The sequence below is a fragment of the Niallia sp. FSL W8-0951 genome, assembly GCF_038006525.1.
GTDB lineage: Bacteria > Bacillota > Bacilli > Bacillales > Cytobacillaceae > Niallia > Niallia circulans.
The window spans coordinates 162,731-178,215 of sequence record NZ_JBBOVK010000003.1; the positions used below are offsets into that span (position 1 = coordinate 162,731).

Consider the following 15,485-nt stretch of genomic DNA (forward strand, 5'->3'; position numbering starts at 1 on the left):
AGCCAAACTCCGAATATATCAGCCAAAGTAGAGAGGGAATCAGCCAAACTCCGAATATATCAGCCAAACCTCAACAACCCAATCAAACACCCCCCCACCCTCCAATTCCAACCACAAAAAAGCACCACCCAATCAAAACGATTAAAGTGGTGCAATGACTCATCTGTCAATCATGAAAGTTTGTACCGTCGGTTACTTCTTTAACAATGCCAGCGCGAATAACAAAGTCTCCAAAATGTTCATTTGCCGTTCTTTCTTTCGCATAGCGCGGGAGCAGTACGCGAAGTTCTGAAAGGATTTCTTCCTCGCCAACATTTTCGCGATAGAGTTTGCTTAAGCGGCTACCATTAAAGGCGGCGCCTAGGTACATATTGTACTTTCCAGGTCCTTTTCCAATGAAGGCGATTTCCCCTAATGCATGGCGGGCACAGCCATTTGGACAGCCTGTCATACGGATTGTAATTTCTTCATCACGAAGCCCATTTTCATCCACAATTTCTTCTATCTTATCGATTAAGACTGGTAAGTATCGTTCTGCTTCTGCCATCGCTAGCCCGCAGGTTGGCAGGGATACACAAGCAATAGAATTACGACGCAGTGCAGAGAAACGTTTTCCATCCATAATGCCATATTGCTCGATTAAATGAGCGATTTGCTTTTTATTACGGCTGGAGACATTCGCAATGACTAGATTTTGATTGGCTGTTAACCGGAAGTCGCCAGTATGTACTTTAGCAATTTCGCGCAAGCCTGTCATTAATGGATAATTTTCATAATCTTTAATGCGGCCGCCTTCCACGAATAAAGTGAAGTGCCATTTTCCTTTAATGCCTTTTTCCCAGCCATAGCGGTCGCCGTTATGATTAAATTGAAATTCTCTTGCTTCTTGAAGTTTCCAGCCTAAGCGATTTTCTAGCTCTTCTACTACAGTATCTAGACCAAGACGATCTACGGTATATTTAAAACGGGCGTTCTTTCGAACAGAGCGATTTCCATAATCACGTTGAATCGTAATTACTTTTTCTGCCACATCAAGAATTTGCTCAGGTGTACAGAATCCAATAACTTTTGCAAGCTGAGGATAGGTTGCTTTATCTCCATGGGTCATTCCCATTCCGCCGCCGATGGCAACATTAAATCCAACTAATTTTTCTTCTTCCGTAATGGCAATTAGCCCCAGGTCTTGGGAAAAAACATCAATATCATTAGAAGGAGGAACGGCAATACCAATTTTAAATTTTCTAGGTAAATATAATTTTCCGTACATTGGCTCCACTTCTGTTTCCTCGACAGTTGGAGTGAAAGCTACCTTTTCCTTATCTAACCAGAGCTCATGATAAGCTTGTGTACGAGGCAGTAAATAATCACTTAATTTTTTTGACCATTCATACACTTCACTATGCAAAGCTGATTGATACGGATTAGGGTTGCACATCACATTTCTATTGACGTCGCCACAAGCAGCAATTGTATCAAGTAGGGATTGGTGTATATCTTGAATAGTCTGTTTCATATTCCATTTTAAAATGCCATGCATTTGGAAAGCTTGGCGTGTCGTTAATTTTAATGTTTTATTTCCATACTTTTGTGCAAGATCATCCATTGTTAGCCATTGAGCCGGTGTAGCTACTCCACCCGGTGTTCGAACTCGCAGCATAAATTGGTAGGCAGGCTCCAATTTTTGCTTAGCGCGTTCGTTGCGTATATCACGATCATCTTGCAAATAACTTCCGTGGAATTTCATTAAGCGGTTATCATCGTCTGAAATACCAGCGCTTAATTCTTCCTCCATGGATTCCTTCAATGTGCCACGTAAATAATTACTCTCTTCTTTTATTCGTTCTACATCACTTGGTGGTCCATCTGGTGCTTTTAATACTTGTTTTGCCATTTTCGAAAAACTCCTTTCCTGCCAACTATTTAATAGACGTCACGCTGATAACGCTTGGTTTGAGTCATAGAAGCTATATATTCCTCAGCCTTTTCTAAAGCCATTTTGCCTTCTTTTTGGATAATAGTAAGGAGTGTTTGGTGAACATCATGCGCCATATGCTTTTCGTCTCCACAAACATAAAGAACAGCTCCTTCTTCCAGCCATTCAAATAACTCTTTGCTATGCTCCAGCATCCGGTGCTGCACATATACCTTTTCCGCTTTATCGCGGGAAAAAGCAATACTCATTTTTGTTAACACCCCATCTTTAAGCCAATTTTGCCATTCGGTTTGATAGAGAAAGTCTGTAACAAAATGTTGGTCGCCAAAGAATAGCCATGCTTTTCCTTCTGCACCGATTTCTTCTCTTTCCTGCAGAAAAGAACGGAAGGGTGCCACCCCTGTCCCAGGACCAACCATAATAATAGGAGTATCTGGGTTTTCCGGAAGTTTGAAATTTTCATTGTTTTGTATATAGATAGGCAGTTTATCGCCTGGCTGAATACGTTCCGCTATTTGAACAGAGCAAACACCATTACGATCTCGTCCGTTTGCATGGTAACGAACGGCGCCAATCGTCAAATGTGCTTCATCAGGGTTTGCTTTGTAGCTGCTGGCAATCGAATAAAGGCGGGTAGGCAGTTTACGAAGCAAGGCTACAAATGTCTGCACATCTGCCTCAATTGGCCCATAATCTCGAATAAGGTCTAATAAGTCACGCCCATTTATATATGCCTTTAATTTATCTTCATTTCCTTTAGCAAGTAAGTCTTCTAAAGCTGGATTGGTTGTTATTTTTGCAAATTTCTCTACCAATGGTTTGGTTAAAACTGTAATTTCAAAATAGGTTAATAAAGCTTCTCGAAAAGCCAGAACTTCTCCTTGTTTATTGATTGTGACACTTTCTGTTGGAGAAAAGCTTAATTCTTGTATTAAAAGATCAACTAATTCTGGGTCATTATTTGGGAATATTCCTAGGCTGTCACCTGGTTCGTAAGAGATTCCAGAATCCTCAAGCGAAAGCTCTACATGCAATGTTTCTTTATTGGAGCCACGTCCATTTAAATTAATGACCTCCAGTACCTCTGCATAATACGGATTGCTGCGAGAATAACCAGAATCTAGAAGAGATGGTGGTGTTATACTTATGGACTGAGCGGTTGATTCTGATTGAAGGCTCAAGCTGCTGACGATGCCTTCGAACCATTCACTAGCTGGTTCATCATAATCAAGGTCACAATCCACACGTGGATAAAGTCTTGTTCCACCCAATTCTTCTAAACGCTGATCAAATTGTTTCCCTGTTTCGCAGAAGAATTCATACGAGCTGTCACCAAGCGCTAACACGGAATATTGGAAGTTCTCCAGCTTAGGTGCTCGCTTTCCATGTAAGAATTCATGGAAGGCTATAGCGGTATCTGGTGGATCGCCTTCTCCATGAGTACTAACAATAACAAGGAGATTTTGTATTTTTTTAAGATTATTTGGTTTAAAGTCACCCATTGACTGTACAGTGACATTAAACCCTAATTCTTTTAAACGATTGCCATGATTTTTGGCAAGGCTTTGTGCATTTCCAGTTTGGGATCCAAAAAGAATCGTAATGTCTTTTGTAATTGGTTCAGCTGCCTTTTGCTCCGTTAATGCAGTATTGGAGATAGGTTCTGCTGATGCTGCGATTGCAGTGGAAGCAGATAAATACCCGCTTAGCCAAATTTTCTGTGATTCAGTTAAAGTTGGTAAAAGACGGTTTAATAATTCTGTTTGTTCTTGATTAAAAGGACTATTTATTACTTGAAGCTGCAACACTTTCACCTCGCATAGATAATGGTATTCCCTATTGTTATTTGATTAGTGGGATAATTCTTGCAATTCATTTTATAATGAAGAGGGAGGATTGTCACTCTGTATTTTATTAATCCTATCAGACAAATCGGATTAGAAATACAAAAGAAGCTTGTTACTAATTAGAACAAGCAAGGGATATTGTTTTTCTAAATAAATAGATTAGTATCTAATTGGAGATTAATTTAAGCATGTGACGAAAGCTTGATAGGCGTTAAGGTATCCATACATGAAAGCAGCCGCCTTAAGCATCCTCGTATGAGATGTATTCTAATTGTACTTTACTGGAAATTAAAGAATTAGTAAAATACATATAATTAATAGCAACTATTAGTATTCTTAATAATTAATTTTCCTATTAGCGAAAAGGAGGAGGAAAAATGCAGTATGAAGCTCTAAAAACATTTGTGACGCTTGTTGAAGTAAAGAATTTTACAAAGACAGCAGAAATGCTGTTAATGAGTCAGCCGAGTGTAAGTCTACATATTAAAAACCTGGAAAAGGAGTTTCAAACAAAACTATTGGAGCGGTCACCAAAATATTTAAAAGTAACACCCACCGGTCAAATGCTTTATGATTGTGCCATTCAGATGATACGCTTATATGACCAGACGAGACAGCATATTTTAGAGCATCATCATGCGATTAAGGGTGAATTAAAAATAGGTGCTAGTTTTACGATCGGCGAATATATTCTTCCTGCATTACTGCTTGATCTGCAAAGAAAGCATTCTGAATTGCAAATTCAAGTGACGATTGGTAATACAGAAGAAATTGTTCAAGCGGTAAGATTATATGAAGTAGATATCGGTTTAATTGAAGGACAAACAAATGATAAGGAATTGCAGGTGGTGCCATTTATGGAGGATGAGTTATTTATTGTGGCATCTGTTCATCATCCACTTGCGACTCGGGAAGGCATTTCCATTTCTGAACTCCATGATCAGACATGGATTACAAGAGAGCTTGGATCGGGTACAAGAGAGTACTTAGATCATGTTATTCGATCCAATGGGTTAAGAGCTGAATCCTTTTTAACCATTAGCAGTAATCAAGGCATCAAGGAAACGCTTATTAATGGCAATGGCTTATCACTCTTATCCAAAAGTGTGATAGAAAGGGATGTGAAGAATGGAAACCTAAGTATTATTCCAGTCACAAAAACGCGATTTACAAGGAGATTATCTTATCTCTTTGCTCCAATTATGAAGGAGAAACAAAATGTTATCACCTTTATTGAAACCCTTAAAGAGACTTTTCCTTATAACGAGTAATCCGATAATGTATAACAGCAAGTAATTAACCCCATCCTAAGGAAAATGCAGAAAATCCTTCTTATTATCATAGAAAAAATACTTGTATTTGTAGTATGATAACAAAGGAATTTTATTAAATTGAGGGAAAAGTGGATAATGCTTTTTCCACATAAGGAGAACTACTTGCAGATGAAGAAAAAAAATAAAACTACTCGTTTGGTTCTACTAGGACTTCTTACGGCTATTATTATTATTCAAACCTTTGTTCCAATATTAGGGTATATTCCGACTCCTGTACTTAGTATAACAATCATTCAGATCACAGTTATTATCGCAGCGATTGTTTTAGGACCATTAGAAGGTGCAATTATTGGAGGAGTATGGGGCATCATCACATTTATTCGTGCTTTCACTTATCCGACAAGTGTTCTTGCTCCGATTATTTTTACCAATCCGTTAATATCTGTTTTTCCTAGAGTAATGATTGGAGTAGTGGCAGGACTGTTATTTTATAAGGTGCTGAAAGACAAAATGAATGAGACAGTAGCAATGAGCATTTCGGGTGTGATAGGATCTCTAATCAATACAATTCTTGTGCTAGGTTTTGTCTATTTATTTGTAAGAGAGCCGTATGCAAACGCAATTGGCGTGAATGTGGAAGATCTCTTGCCGGCGATACTAGCTGTAGTTGGTACAAATGGTGTCCCAGAGGCAATTTTATCAGGTATTTTAACACCTATCATTGCAAAGCCGTTATTAAAGATACGAAAAAAATAAGAATGGAAAGATAGCTGATATAGTCTAGTGCTAATCAGCTATTTTTGCCAACAATAGTAATAGGACATTCACTAATACTATATTTTTTTCTATAATAAGAAAAGTATTTCCCCTAAAATACTAGGAAATAAATCGTTAATCCCGACTAAACAACTAGAAAAACTTATTGACAATAATGGCAATTATGATAAAATTTAGAAAATAACAATGCCTTTCAAGAGAGATGGAGAGAATCAGCCCAAGGAAGTCTGGCAACTTGCTGGATGCAAGGTGCAAAATCCAACAAAATGGATACCCATTTTGAAAGAGAGGGTAAGGAATAATACTCAACTCTTTCCAAATGGAAGGATTTTTTTAATCGTAAATGCATTTCACTTACGATGGTCGAGCATTCCTTTGATAGGCGTTTTCGATTCAAAAATATGTCTGGCGTAAACGCTATTCAAATGGTTTAGTAAGATTTCACCTTTTTTAAGGAGGGATTTGTTGGTGGGGGAAACAAATCAGCTGGACAAAGTGAAAATTCAATTAGAGCAAATTCTAAACACAATGAAATTTGGATCGGTCACATTAGTCGTACAGGATGGAAAAATTATTCAAATCGAAAAAAATGAAAAGATACGCTTAGGAAAATAACAAGAATTTCCTGTTTAAGGCGTTTGATAAAGAAGCTGACTAGACAAACTAGAGGCAACTTTAACTGAGAAAGTGGGTTAAAGCTGCCTCTTTTTATATTTTGGGCACATAATCCACGAACAAAATACCATTATTAAATTGGAGGATTTTTAATGAGTCAGTTATTAACCTATGAAACTATTGATACGTATCCTCCTGTGAACTTTTCAAGTGAAACGGAAACAAAGGGAGCTTTAGAGGTTTTAAAGTGGGCTTATGATACGTACCGAGAGGATATTGTCTATGCTTGTAGTTTTGGAATTGAAGGGATTGTTCTTATCGATTTAATTTCGCAGATAAAAAAGGACGCGCGTATTGTCTTTTTAGATACAGATGTACATTTTGAGGAAACTTATGAATTAATTGAAAAAGTGAAACAGCGGTATCCAGATTTGCAAATTGAAATGAAAAAACCAGCCATTACGTTAGAAGAACAGGCTGCACAATATGGAGAAGAACTTTGGTTAACTAATCCAAATAAATGCTGTGAGATTCGCAAGGTTGTTCCTTTACATGAAGTGCTGTCTGAACCGATTGCCTGGATTTCAGGACTTCGCAGAGAACAGTCAGAAACAAGAAAAAACACGCAATATCTAAATAAGGATAATAAATTTAAATCCATAAAGGTTTGTCCACTGATTCATTGGACATGGAAAGATGTTTGGAGATATGCCCATAAGAACTCTTTGGACTACAATATTCTTCACGATAAGGGGTATCCGAGCATTGGCTGCAGAACATGTACCCAGCCTGCTATTAATATGGATGATTTACGTTCTGGAAGATGGACGGGAAAAGGAAAAACAGAATGCGGGCTACACTTACAATAATGAGTAGAGGTACAAAGAAATGATCATTATTTTAGCAGGTATTATGTCATTGTTTTTTGCAATGAACATTGGTGCAAGTGGTGCAGCAGCAAGCCTTGGTGTTGCCTATGGATCAGGCGCCATACCAAAAAAGAGAGTTGCTCTGCTTATATGTGCGGTAGCGATTTTTCTAGGAGCGGTAATTGGCGGGAGTGAAGTAGTAAAAACAGTTGGGGAAGGATTAATTCCGAGTAGTATCCTTGATGCCAAAATTGTCTTAATCATTTTATCATCAGCTGCACTCTCCCTATTTATAGCTAATATAATGGGGATTCCATTATCAACAAGTGAAATTACAGTTGGCAGTGTAGTAGGAGTAGGTGTGGCTTTTAAAAGCTTATATATTGCGAATATATTATGGATTGTCTTCTTTTGGCTTCTTGTTCCAATCGTTTCTTTTTTTATAGCTCTATGGGCTGGGAAATATGTAAGAAAGCTTGAGAATCAAAATGAATGGATTCGCAATCCAAGCAATGAAAAATACTTATCTATTTTTGTTATTATCGTTGGATGCTTTGAAGCTTTCTCTGCGGGAATGAATAATGTTGCAAACTCTATTGGACCATTAGTTGGCGCTGACATGATATCCATGCAAACAGGAGTAGTAGTGGGTGGATTTTTTATTGCAATCGGCGCTTTTCTGTTAGGGGGAAGAGTCTTGCAGACAAATGGAAAGAAAATTGTCCAATTCACGAAGCTGGAAGGAGGATTAATTTCTGGCACGGGCGCGACATTAGTGACAATAGCTTCTATATTTGGAATACCAGTTCCGTTAACGCAAGTAACTAGCTCTGCCATTATCGGAATAGGTGTCTCGAAGAATGGATATGAGATTCTGAAGAAGAAACTAGTGTTAAGAATTTTTAAGGTATGGATTGTTTCACCAGTCCTATCATTAGTTATTTCTTACGGTTTAGTTCAATTATTTATTGAAGCAGATATCTATAATGTACTTATTATTCTTAGTGTATGTATTGCTACACTTGGAATTATAAGCCTAATGAAAACGATTCGTGAAGATAACAGTACTATTTATGAAGATGGTGGCGGAATTTAACGGAAATCATTTATAAGAAAAAGTCCGAAAAAAGAAAGGTGTGCTAAAAATGTCATTAAGTCAACCACATGGTGGAAAATTAATTAATTTATACGATCCTAATTATGATGTCTCTGAACTAAAGGTGGAGCTAGAAATTGATACTATTGCACTTAGTGATTTAGAACTGATTGGAAATGGAGCCTATAGCCCGCTTACAGGATTTTTATCCCAAAAAGATTATGAAGCAGTGGTAGAGAGTATGCGCTTAGCAACAGGTGAGGTTTGGAGCATCCCTATTACATTGCCCATTTCAAAAGAACAATCAGATACCATTGAACTTCAGGATACGGTAAAACTAGTCCATGAAGGTGAAGTATATGGTGTGCTGACAGTAGAGGATATTTATATTCCAGATAAAAATAAAGAGGCTGTTTCTGTTTACCGTACAGATGATTTAGCACATCCAGGTGTGAAGAAAATGTTTGATCGTGGAAATATATATATTGGCGGTCCGATTAAACTCTTAAAGAAAGTAGAGAAAACGGATTTTAGCAGTTTTTACTTAGATCCGGCAGAAACGAGAGAAATATTTGCAGAAAAGGGATGGAAGACAGTAGTCGGGTTCCAAACAAGAAATCCTGTTCATCGTGCACATGAATATATTCAAAAATCAGCACTTGAAATTGTGGATGGTCTATTCTTAAATCCATTAGTAGGTGAAACGAAGGCGGATGATATTCCAGCAGATGTTCGCATGGAAAGCTACCAAGTGCTATTGAAAAGTTACTATCCAAAAGAACGTGTATTTCTAGCTGTATTTCCTGCTGCTATGCGTTATGCAGGACCAAGAGAAGCGATATTCCATGCGATGGTGAGAAAGAATTATGGCTGTACTCACTTTATCGTCGGCCGTGATCATGCTGGAGTAGGGAGCTACTACGGTACCTATGATGCCCAAAGAATTTTTGACCAATTTACACTAGAAGAGTTAGGTATTAATCTATTATTCTTTGAACATAGTTTCTATTGTAAAAAATGTGAGAACATGGCTTCTACAAAAACTTGTCCACATGGCAAGGAACATCATGAAATTTTATCTGGGACGAAGGTTCGTGAGCTTTTAAGAAATGGAGAGATTCCACCAAGTACATTTAGTCGGAAAGAAGTAGTGGAAGTGTTAATAAAAGGATTACAAAAACAAGAAATCCATTCTTAAAGGAGAGAGAACTTTTGATCCAAAGTACAAATATTACATGGCATGACCATGCAGTAACAAAGAAGGATAGAAGAGAAAAAAATAAGCATCATAGCTATGTTCTATGGTTTACAGGGTTATCTGGTTCCGGAAAATCAACGGTTGCAAATGCTGTTGCAAAAAGATTATTTGAAGACCAGACAAATAGCTATGTCCTAGATGGAGATAATATTCGTTTTGGAATTAATAAAGATTTAGGATTTTCGGATGAGGACCGCAAAGAAAACATTAGAAGAATTGGTGAGGTCAGTAAGCTATTTGTTGATAGTGGGCAAGTCGTTCTAACTGCCTTCATTTCTCCGTTTCGAGAAGACCGTGATCGAGTAAGAGCTTTATTAGAAGAAAACGAGTTTGTGGAAATATATATAAAGTGTTCTATAGAGGCATGTGAAGCAAGGGATCCGAAAGGCTTATATGAGAAGGCAAGAAAAGGAGTTATAAAAGACTTTACAGGGATTAGTTCCCCATATGAGGAGCCGCTTCAGCCAGAATTAATCGTGGATACAGAAAAACATTCTATTGAAGAATGTGTAGAACAAATCGTACAATATTTAAAAGAAAAAGAATATTATATCTCTTAATATTGGGAAAGGGAAAAACGGAGCATGGTCCTTGCAAATACCATTCGTTCATCGTCAATTCCTTTCCCCGCTTTTTAATGGATCCGAACAACAAGAAGGGTGGATAAAATGGGGAGAGTATATCTAGTTGGTGCAGGGCCAGGAGATCCGGACTTAATAACGGTAAAAGGATTAAAATGCATCAAAAATGCCGATGTAATTTTATATGATCGTTTAGTGAATCGTGAGTTATTAGAATATGCGAAACCGAAGGCTGAACTGATTTATTGCGGCAAACTTCCGCATCATCATGCCATGAAACAGGAATTGATCAATCAAACCCTAGTAAAACATGCGAAAAAAGGGAAAATTGTCACAAGGCTAAAAGGTGGTGATCCCTTTGTATTTGGAAGGGGCGGGGAAGAAGCAGAGGAATTAGCTAAGAATCAAATCCCCTTTGAAATAGTACCAGGAATTACTGCAGGCATTGCTGCTCCCAGTTATGCCGGTATCCCAGTGACCCACCGCGATTATGGCTCTTCTTTTGCCTTTGTAACAGGCCATATAAAAAATGGCGAGGAAGACCATATTAAATGGGAAGCACTTTCTCAAATTGATACACTTGCCATCTATATGGGAGTGAAAAATCTACCCTATATTCAGTCGAAGCTTTTGTCCTTTGGAAAAAAAAGTACAATACCAGTTGCACTCATCAATTGGGGAACAACCTTTAAACAAAAGACAATTATTACTGATCTTAACCATGTAATAGAGGATGCTGAAAAAGGAGGAATTGAAAATCCTTGTATGATTGTGATTGGTGAAGTAGTAAAAATGAGAGAGAAAATTAAATGGTTTGAGGAAAACTTCGGTGAAACCATTCCGAAAGAGGTTGTTTGATAATGGAAGCAATATTATATATATGTCATGGAAGCAGGGTAAAGGAAGCAAGCGAGCAGGCTGTCTCCTTTATTGAAAAGTGTATGAAGATAAATGGTTTCAAAGGCATACAAGAATATTCTTTCTTAGAATTATCTGATCCCTCCATTGAAGAAGGTTTTCAAAAATGTGTAGAAAAGGGTGCTTCCACTATTTATATCATACCCGTTTTGCTTCTTACAGCAGCCCATGCCAAAAAAGATATTCCAGAAGTATTAGAAAAGCTCTCACTGAAATATCCGCATGTCCAGATGAAATATGGAAAACCGATTGGAGTTCATCCTCAAATGGTTAAAATTGCTGCAGACAAAATTCGTAGTGCTTCTCTTTATAAAGAAAGTGATGAAACAATGCTTGTTATACTTGTTGGAAGAGGAAGCAGTGATCCCGATGTAAAACGAGATTTAGGAAAAATGGCAGCTTTAATTGAACAACAAGTGGAGCAAATCGTTGTACAGGATTGTTATTTAACTGCTGCAGAACCAAGCTTTGAAGAAGCGCTGCAAATGGCAGAACATTCTTCCTATCGCCATGTGTTGGTAATTCCCTATCTTCTTTTTACGGGGATTTTGATGAAGTCAATGGAAAAAACTATTAATAAAATAAAAAGTGACCATAAAGAATACGAACTCGCCCCTTATTTGGGTTATAATCCATTGATAGCTGGAATATTAAAAGAAAGAATAGACGAAATGATGGTAGGGAATGAATATGCTTTCATTACTAGTTGATATAAAAGATAAACATTGTGTAGTAGTTGGTGGAGGCAAGATTGCCTATCGAAAGGTGTTGATGCTTCTAGAAGAAGAAGCAAGTGTAACAGTAATCAGTCCCGAAGTTTGTACTGAAATAGAAGATCTTTCAGAGGACAGGAAAATAAAGCTGCTGCGACGAAAAGGGAAAGAGGAAGATTTCACCCATGCCTTTCTAACTATTACAGCAACCAATGATTCACAAGAAAATCATCGTATCGCCAAACAAATTAAATCGTTTTGCTTAGTGAATGATGCTTCTTCTTTTGAAGAAGGAAACTGTCAGATTCCAGCTAGCTTTAAAAAAGGGCGACTTCACTTAAGTGTTTCCACTAATGGCGCAAGCCCGAAACTGGCAAAAAAGCTGAAAGAGGAATGGCAGCAAATGTATGATGATAATTATATTGCGTATATTGATTTTTTATATGAAGTTCGGACTCTTATCAAACAAAGATCGCTTTCTTCTGATGTGTCTAATGCTATATTAACGGAAATATTGGATGATGCATATAAAGACTCAGCTAGTTTACGCCATATTTATTATGAAAAGCTCCTAAACCTTTAAGCTTGTACCAGGTTTAGGAGTTTTCATTATGTCCTAATTAAGGGGAATCCACTTTATACCAATAATCTTTAAATAAAAGAGTTTTTTACGCTCCGGACATGTTAGTTCCCCTTCCCGGCTGCTCCTAGTTTCATCCAATTATCATATTGTATCATTTCCATATTTAACATATAATTTTTGTAGAATGGAATTATTTTCATAACGTAAAAAAGTCATCTTTGTTTATAAATATTCATGCTTGTTTATCAAAAATAATCTTCCGAGTTTCCTTATTTTATGCTTTTAAACTGGTAGATTGATAGGAGGATACATGAGATTTAGTACAAAGCTTTATGTTGGTTTAGGCATTATTTTTGTATTCATTACGATTTTAATTATTGTACTTATGAGTATGCTTCGACAGCAAAATGACAAAATGCATGTTCTTGCACATGATAAAACAGAAAGAATTAATGCAGCCTATACGTTAAAGAATGAAGTTACTAACTTAAGCAGACAAATATATGAATTATCCTCACAATCCTCTAAAACACTCAATGAAATAACAATGAGACAAATGGAAGAAACAAGAAAAGAAATAAACAAAGCGTATAATTTCTTAACAGAGAATGATAAAAGGGATGAAACGCAGGACTTATTAATAAAATTTTCGACATTATATAAACCCTTTGAAGAAAAGGGCCAACAAATAGTGGAAGCCGAAAATAAAAAAATGAACACCAATTTTTGGGCGAGAGAAAGTGATGAAAAAAATAGATTGTTACAAATCGCGAGCTCGCTTTATAGTGCCCAGATTAAAGAGATGCAAGAAGAACTAGAAGGTTCAAAAAAAACATATGATATTGTCGTATTAATGACCTATGTCTATATTATAGTCGGAGTAATATGCAGTATTGCATTGGCCATTTATTTAATAAGGGGATTAACAAAAAATCTACATAAAGTTACGAAAGTGATGTCCGGTGCTTCTTTTAGTAGAGGAATAAAGTTTCCAAGGCTGGAGATTAATTCGAAGGATGAAATAGGAGAAATTTCTCGTGCCTTTAATGAAATGGTAACAACTTTAGAAAAGTACTCTCGAGATGAAATTGAAAGCCGTGCAAAGGCAGAGGAGCAAAGTTGGCTTGACTCACGGTTGGCAGAAATAACAACTAGTTTTTCAATGGTAGAAACGATGGAATCTCTTGCAGATTACTTCATTAGTCAAATAACTCCTGCTGTAGGTGCGCAATATGGTGTTTTTTATCTGTTAAGCGAGAAGGGTAATGCCCGTTTCCTCAAGGAAATAGCAAATTATGCTTTTGATAACGAAGACAGACAATCTATCATTCAGCTTGGAGAAGGTTTAGTGGGACAAGCTGCAAAGGAGAATAAAAGCATCAGTCTTATTGATATTCCCAATGGATACATAAAGATTAAATCTGGATCAGGAGAGGCAGAACCAAAGCAGGTGCTTATTCAGCCCATTTCTTATGAAGGGGAAGTGTTAGCGATTGTAGAATTAGCCTCTTTGCAATATTTCCGACCGGTGCAGCAAAGCTTACTTAAAGAAGTGGGGGAATACTTAGGTATATCCATTCACGGTATTTTTAATCGACTCGAAGTAAAGAGATTGCTAGAGGATGAGCAGCGTTTGACGGAGGAGCTGCAAAGCCAGTCGGAGGAACTACAAGCTCAGCAGCAGGAATTAATGGCTATTAATGAAGAATTACAGGCACAATATAGAGTGTCAGAAGAAAAGAATGCAGAGCTAGAAAAGATAGGAAAGAAGTTAGAGGAACAAGCCCAGCAGTTAATCTATAGCTCCCAGTATAAATCGGAGTTTTTGGCGAATATGTCCCATGAGCTTAGAACACCTTTAAATAGTATGCTAATCCTATCACAAATGCTCGTTGAAAAGGAAAATGAGAATTTAACTACAAAACAAATCCAGTATTTGCAGACCATTTATTATTCTGGTAATGAATTACTAAGGTTAATAAATGAGATATTAGATTTGGAGAAGATTGAGACTGGGATGATGGAAATAATAGAGGAACCAGTAAAATTAGAAGGGATACAAAACTGCTTGAAAAGCCAGTTTTCTCCTATCGCTAATCAGAAGAAACTTGATTTTTGTGTGAAAATTAATAAAGAGGTGCCTGCTTTTATAGAGACAGACACACATCGTTTAAATCAAGTATTAAAAAATTTATTGTCCAATGCTTTTAAATTTACAGAAAAGGGAAGTGTGGAGCTGATTATTCGGATGGAGGAGACAGCCAAGTTCAAGTTTGCCATGGCGGAAGAATCTATCGTATCCTTCACTGTGAAGGATACAGGGATTGGGATTCCTAAAGATAAAATGAATATTATTTTTGAACCATTTAAGCAAGCGGATGGAACCATCAGCAGGAAATATGGGGGAACGGGTCTTGGGTTATCTATCTGTAAAGAGATTTCCCGCTTACTTGGGGGAGAATTGGAAGCAACAAGTATCGAAGGAATGGGCAGTTCATTTTCTCTCTATTTACCTGTGAAACGCCAAAAGCAACAGGGAGCTGTCGAACAGTCACCTATTGAAGAAAGTTATCGACAAATTGCAGTAACAAATAATGAGTTAATCGATACTACGGAACTATATAAGAGTGCTAATTTAATAGGGAAGAAAGTGCTGATTATAGATGATGATATACGGAATATTTTTTCCATCCATGCAGCATTGGAAGAGTACAATATTGAAATTCTTTATGCAGAGAATGCGAAGGATGGGATCAGCCTTCTAGAGGAAAACGCGGATATTGATCTTGTGTTGATGGATATTATGATGCCAGAAATGAGTGGTTTAGAGGCTATTTCCATCATACGGAAAAAGGATAAATTTAAAACGCTGCCAATTATCGCCCTAACAGCAAAGGCGATGAAACATAATCGAGAACAGTGCATGGAAGCGGGAGCATCTGATTATATTAGTAAACCAGTAAATTTAGAGCAATTATATTCGCTTATCAGAGTTTGGCTTTATAAAGAATAATAGAGCGC

General features: G+C 37.2%; 13 protein-coding genes and 1 riboswitch. Of the genes, 11 read left to right on the plus strand and 2 right to left on the minus strand.

What is annotated here, in order from left to right; genetic code table 11:
• Positions 1-166 precede the first annotated feature (166 nt).
• Positions 167-1,891: an assimilatory sulfite reductase (NADPH) hemoprotein subunit gene (gene cysI / locus NSS71_RS23150; RefSeq protein WP_172864929.1), complete on the minus strand. Its 1,725-nt coding sequence runs from the start codon at positions 1,889-1,891 to the stop codon at positions 167-169.
• A gap of 29 nt (positions 1,892-1,920) precedes the next feature.
• The gene (locus NSS71_RS23155) at positions 1,921-3,738 is read right to left on the minus strand and encodes an assimilatory sulfite reductase (NADPH) flavoprotein subunit (RefSeq protein ID WP_144547272.1); all 1,818 of its coding nucleotides are present in this window, start codon (positions 3,736-3,738) and stop codon (positions 1,921-1,923) included.
• A gap of 419 nt (positions 3,739-4,157) precedes the next feature.
• On the opposite strand from NSS71_RS23155, the gene NSS71_RS23160 reads away from it, so the two are divergent.
• The 11 genes from NSS71_RS23160 (at position 4,158) to NSS71_RS23210 (ending at position 15,477) form a co-directional block, all read left to right on the plus strand.
• A complete protein-coding gene (locus NSS71_RS23160; protein ID WP_047944968.1) occupies positions 4,158-5,051 on the plus strand; it encodes a LysR family transcriptional regulator in 894 nt (297 codons plus the stop codon).
• A 171-nt stretch (positions 5,052-5,222) separates the two neighbouring features.
• Positions 5,223-5,810: an ECF transporter S component gene (locus NSS71_RS23165; protein ID WP_047944970.1), complete on the plus strand. Its 588-nt coding sequence runs from the start codon at positions 5,223-5,225 to the stop codon at positions 5,808-5,810.
• A gap of 208 nt (positions 5,811-6,018) precedes the next feature.
• Positions 6,019-6,124, plus strand: a riboswitch (SAM riboswitch).
• A 193-nt stretch (positions 6,125-6,317) separates the two neighbouring features.
• Entirely contained in the window at positions 6,318-6,446 is a 129-nt protein-coding gene (locus NSS71_RS23170) for a YezD family protein (protein ID WP_235973290.1), read from the plus strand.
• A 152-nt stretch (positions 6,447-6,598) separates the two neighbouring features.
• On the plus strand, positions 6,599-7,315 hold the full coding sequence (locus NSS71_RS23175; protein ID WP_047944973.1) for a phosphoadenylyl-sulfate reductase: 717 nt from the start codon (positions 6,599-6,601) through the stop codon (positions 7,313-7,315).
• A 19-nt stretch (positions 7,316-7,334) separates the two neighbouring features.
• Positions 7,335-8,411 carry an inorganic phosphate transporter gene (locus NSS71_RS23180; RefSeq protein WP_047944975.1) on the plus strand — a complete coding sequence of 359 codons (1,077 nt, stop codon included), beginning with the start codon at positions 7,335-7,337 and terminating at the stop codon, positions 8,409-8,411.
• 49 nt (positions 8,412-8,460) lie between these two features.
• On the plus strand, positions 8,461-9,609 hold the full coding sequence (sat, locus tag NSS71_RS23185; protein ID WP_328283647.1) for a sulfate adenylyltransferase: 1,149 nt from the start codon (positions 8,461-8,463) through the stop codon (positions 9,607-9,609).
• A 14-nt stretch (positions 9,610-9,623) separates the two neighbouring features.
• Positions 9,624-10,229 (plus strand): adenylyl-sulfate kinase, encoded by a 606-nt coding sequence (cysC, locus tag NSS71_RS23190; RefSeq protein ID WP_328283648.1) that lies wholly within the window; start codon positions 9,624-9,626, stop codon positions 10,227-10,229.
• 108 nt (positions 10,230-10,337) lie between these two features.
• Positions 10,338-11,108 (plus strand): uroporphyrinogen-III C-methyltransferase, encoded by a 771-nt coding sequence (gene cobA, locus NSS71_RS23195; protein ID WP_047944978.1) that lies wholly within the window; start codon positions 10,338-10,340, stop codon positions 11,106-11,108.
• 2 nt (positions 11,109-11,110) lie between these two features.
• Positions 11,111-11,878, plus strand: a complete 768-nt coding sequence (locus tag NSS71_RS23200; protein WP_047944979.1) for a sirohydrochlorin chelatase — start codon at positions 11,111-11,113, stop codon at positions 11,876-11,878.
• Positions 11,859-12,464 (plus strand): precorrin-2 dehydrogenase/sirohydrochlorin ferrochelatase family protein, encoded by a 606-nt coding sequence (locus tag NSS71_RS23205; RefSeq protein WP_161798422.1) that lies wholly within the window; start codon positions 11,859-11,861, stop codon positions 12,462-12,464. The genes NSS71_RS23200 and NSS71_RS23205 overlap by 20 nt, the downstream gene beginning before the upstream one ends.
• A 310-nt stretch (positions 12,465-12,774) precedes the next feature.
• Positions 12,775-15,477: a response regulator gene (locus NSS71_RS23210; RefSeq protein WP_328283650.1), complete on the plus strand. Its 2,703-nt coding sequence runs from the start codon at positions 12,775-12,777 to the stop codon at positions 15,475-15,477.
• The last annotated feature ends 8 nt before the right edge of the window (positions 15,478-15,485 follow it).

Excerpts from the sequence above, each read along its gene's own strand:
- cysI (WP_172864929.1), bottom strand. The coding sequence starts at position 1,891 with ATGGCAAAACAAGTATTAAAAGCACCAGATGGACCACCAAGTGATGTA.
- NSS71_RS23160 (WP_047944968.1), top strand. The coding sequence starts at position 4,158 with ATGCAGTATGAAGCTCTAAAAACATTTGTGACGCTTGTTGAAGTAAAG.
- NSS71_RS23165 (WP_047944970.1), top strand. The coding sequence starts at position 5,223 with ATGAAGAAAAAAAATAAAACTACTCGTTTGGTTCTACTAGGACTTCTT.
- NSS71_RS23175 (WP_047944973.1), top strand. The coding sequence starts at position 6,599 with ATGAGTCAGTTATTAACCTATGAAACTATTGATACGTATCCTCCTGTG.
- NSS71_RS23180 (WP_047944975.1), top strand. The coding sequence starts at position 7,335 with ATGATCATTATTTTAGCAGGTATTATGTCATTGTTTTTTGCAATGAAC.
- sat (WP_328283647.1), top strand. The coding sequence starts at position 8,461 with ATGTCATTAAGTCAACCACATGGTGGAAAATTAATTAATTTATACGAT.
- cobA (WP_047944978.1), top strand. The coding sequence starts at position 10,338 with ATGGGGAGAGTATATCTAGTTGGTGCAGGGCCAGGAGATCCGGACTTA.
- NSS71_RS23200 (WP_047944979.1), top strand. The coding sequence starts at position 11,111 with ATGGAAGCAATATTATATATATGTCATGGAAGCAGGGTAAAGGAAGCA.
- NSS71_RS23205 (WP_161798422.1), top strand. The coding sequence starts at position 11,859 with ATGCTTTCATTACTAGTTGATATAAAAGATAAACATTGTGTAGTAGTT.
- NSS71_RS23210 (WP_328283650.1), top strand. The coding sequence starts at position 12,775 with ATGAGATTTAGTACAAAGCTTTATGTTGGTTTAGGCATTATTTTTGTA.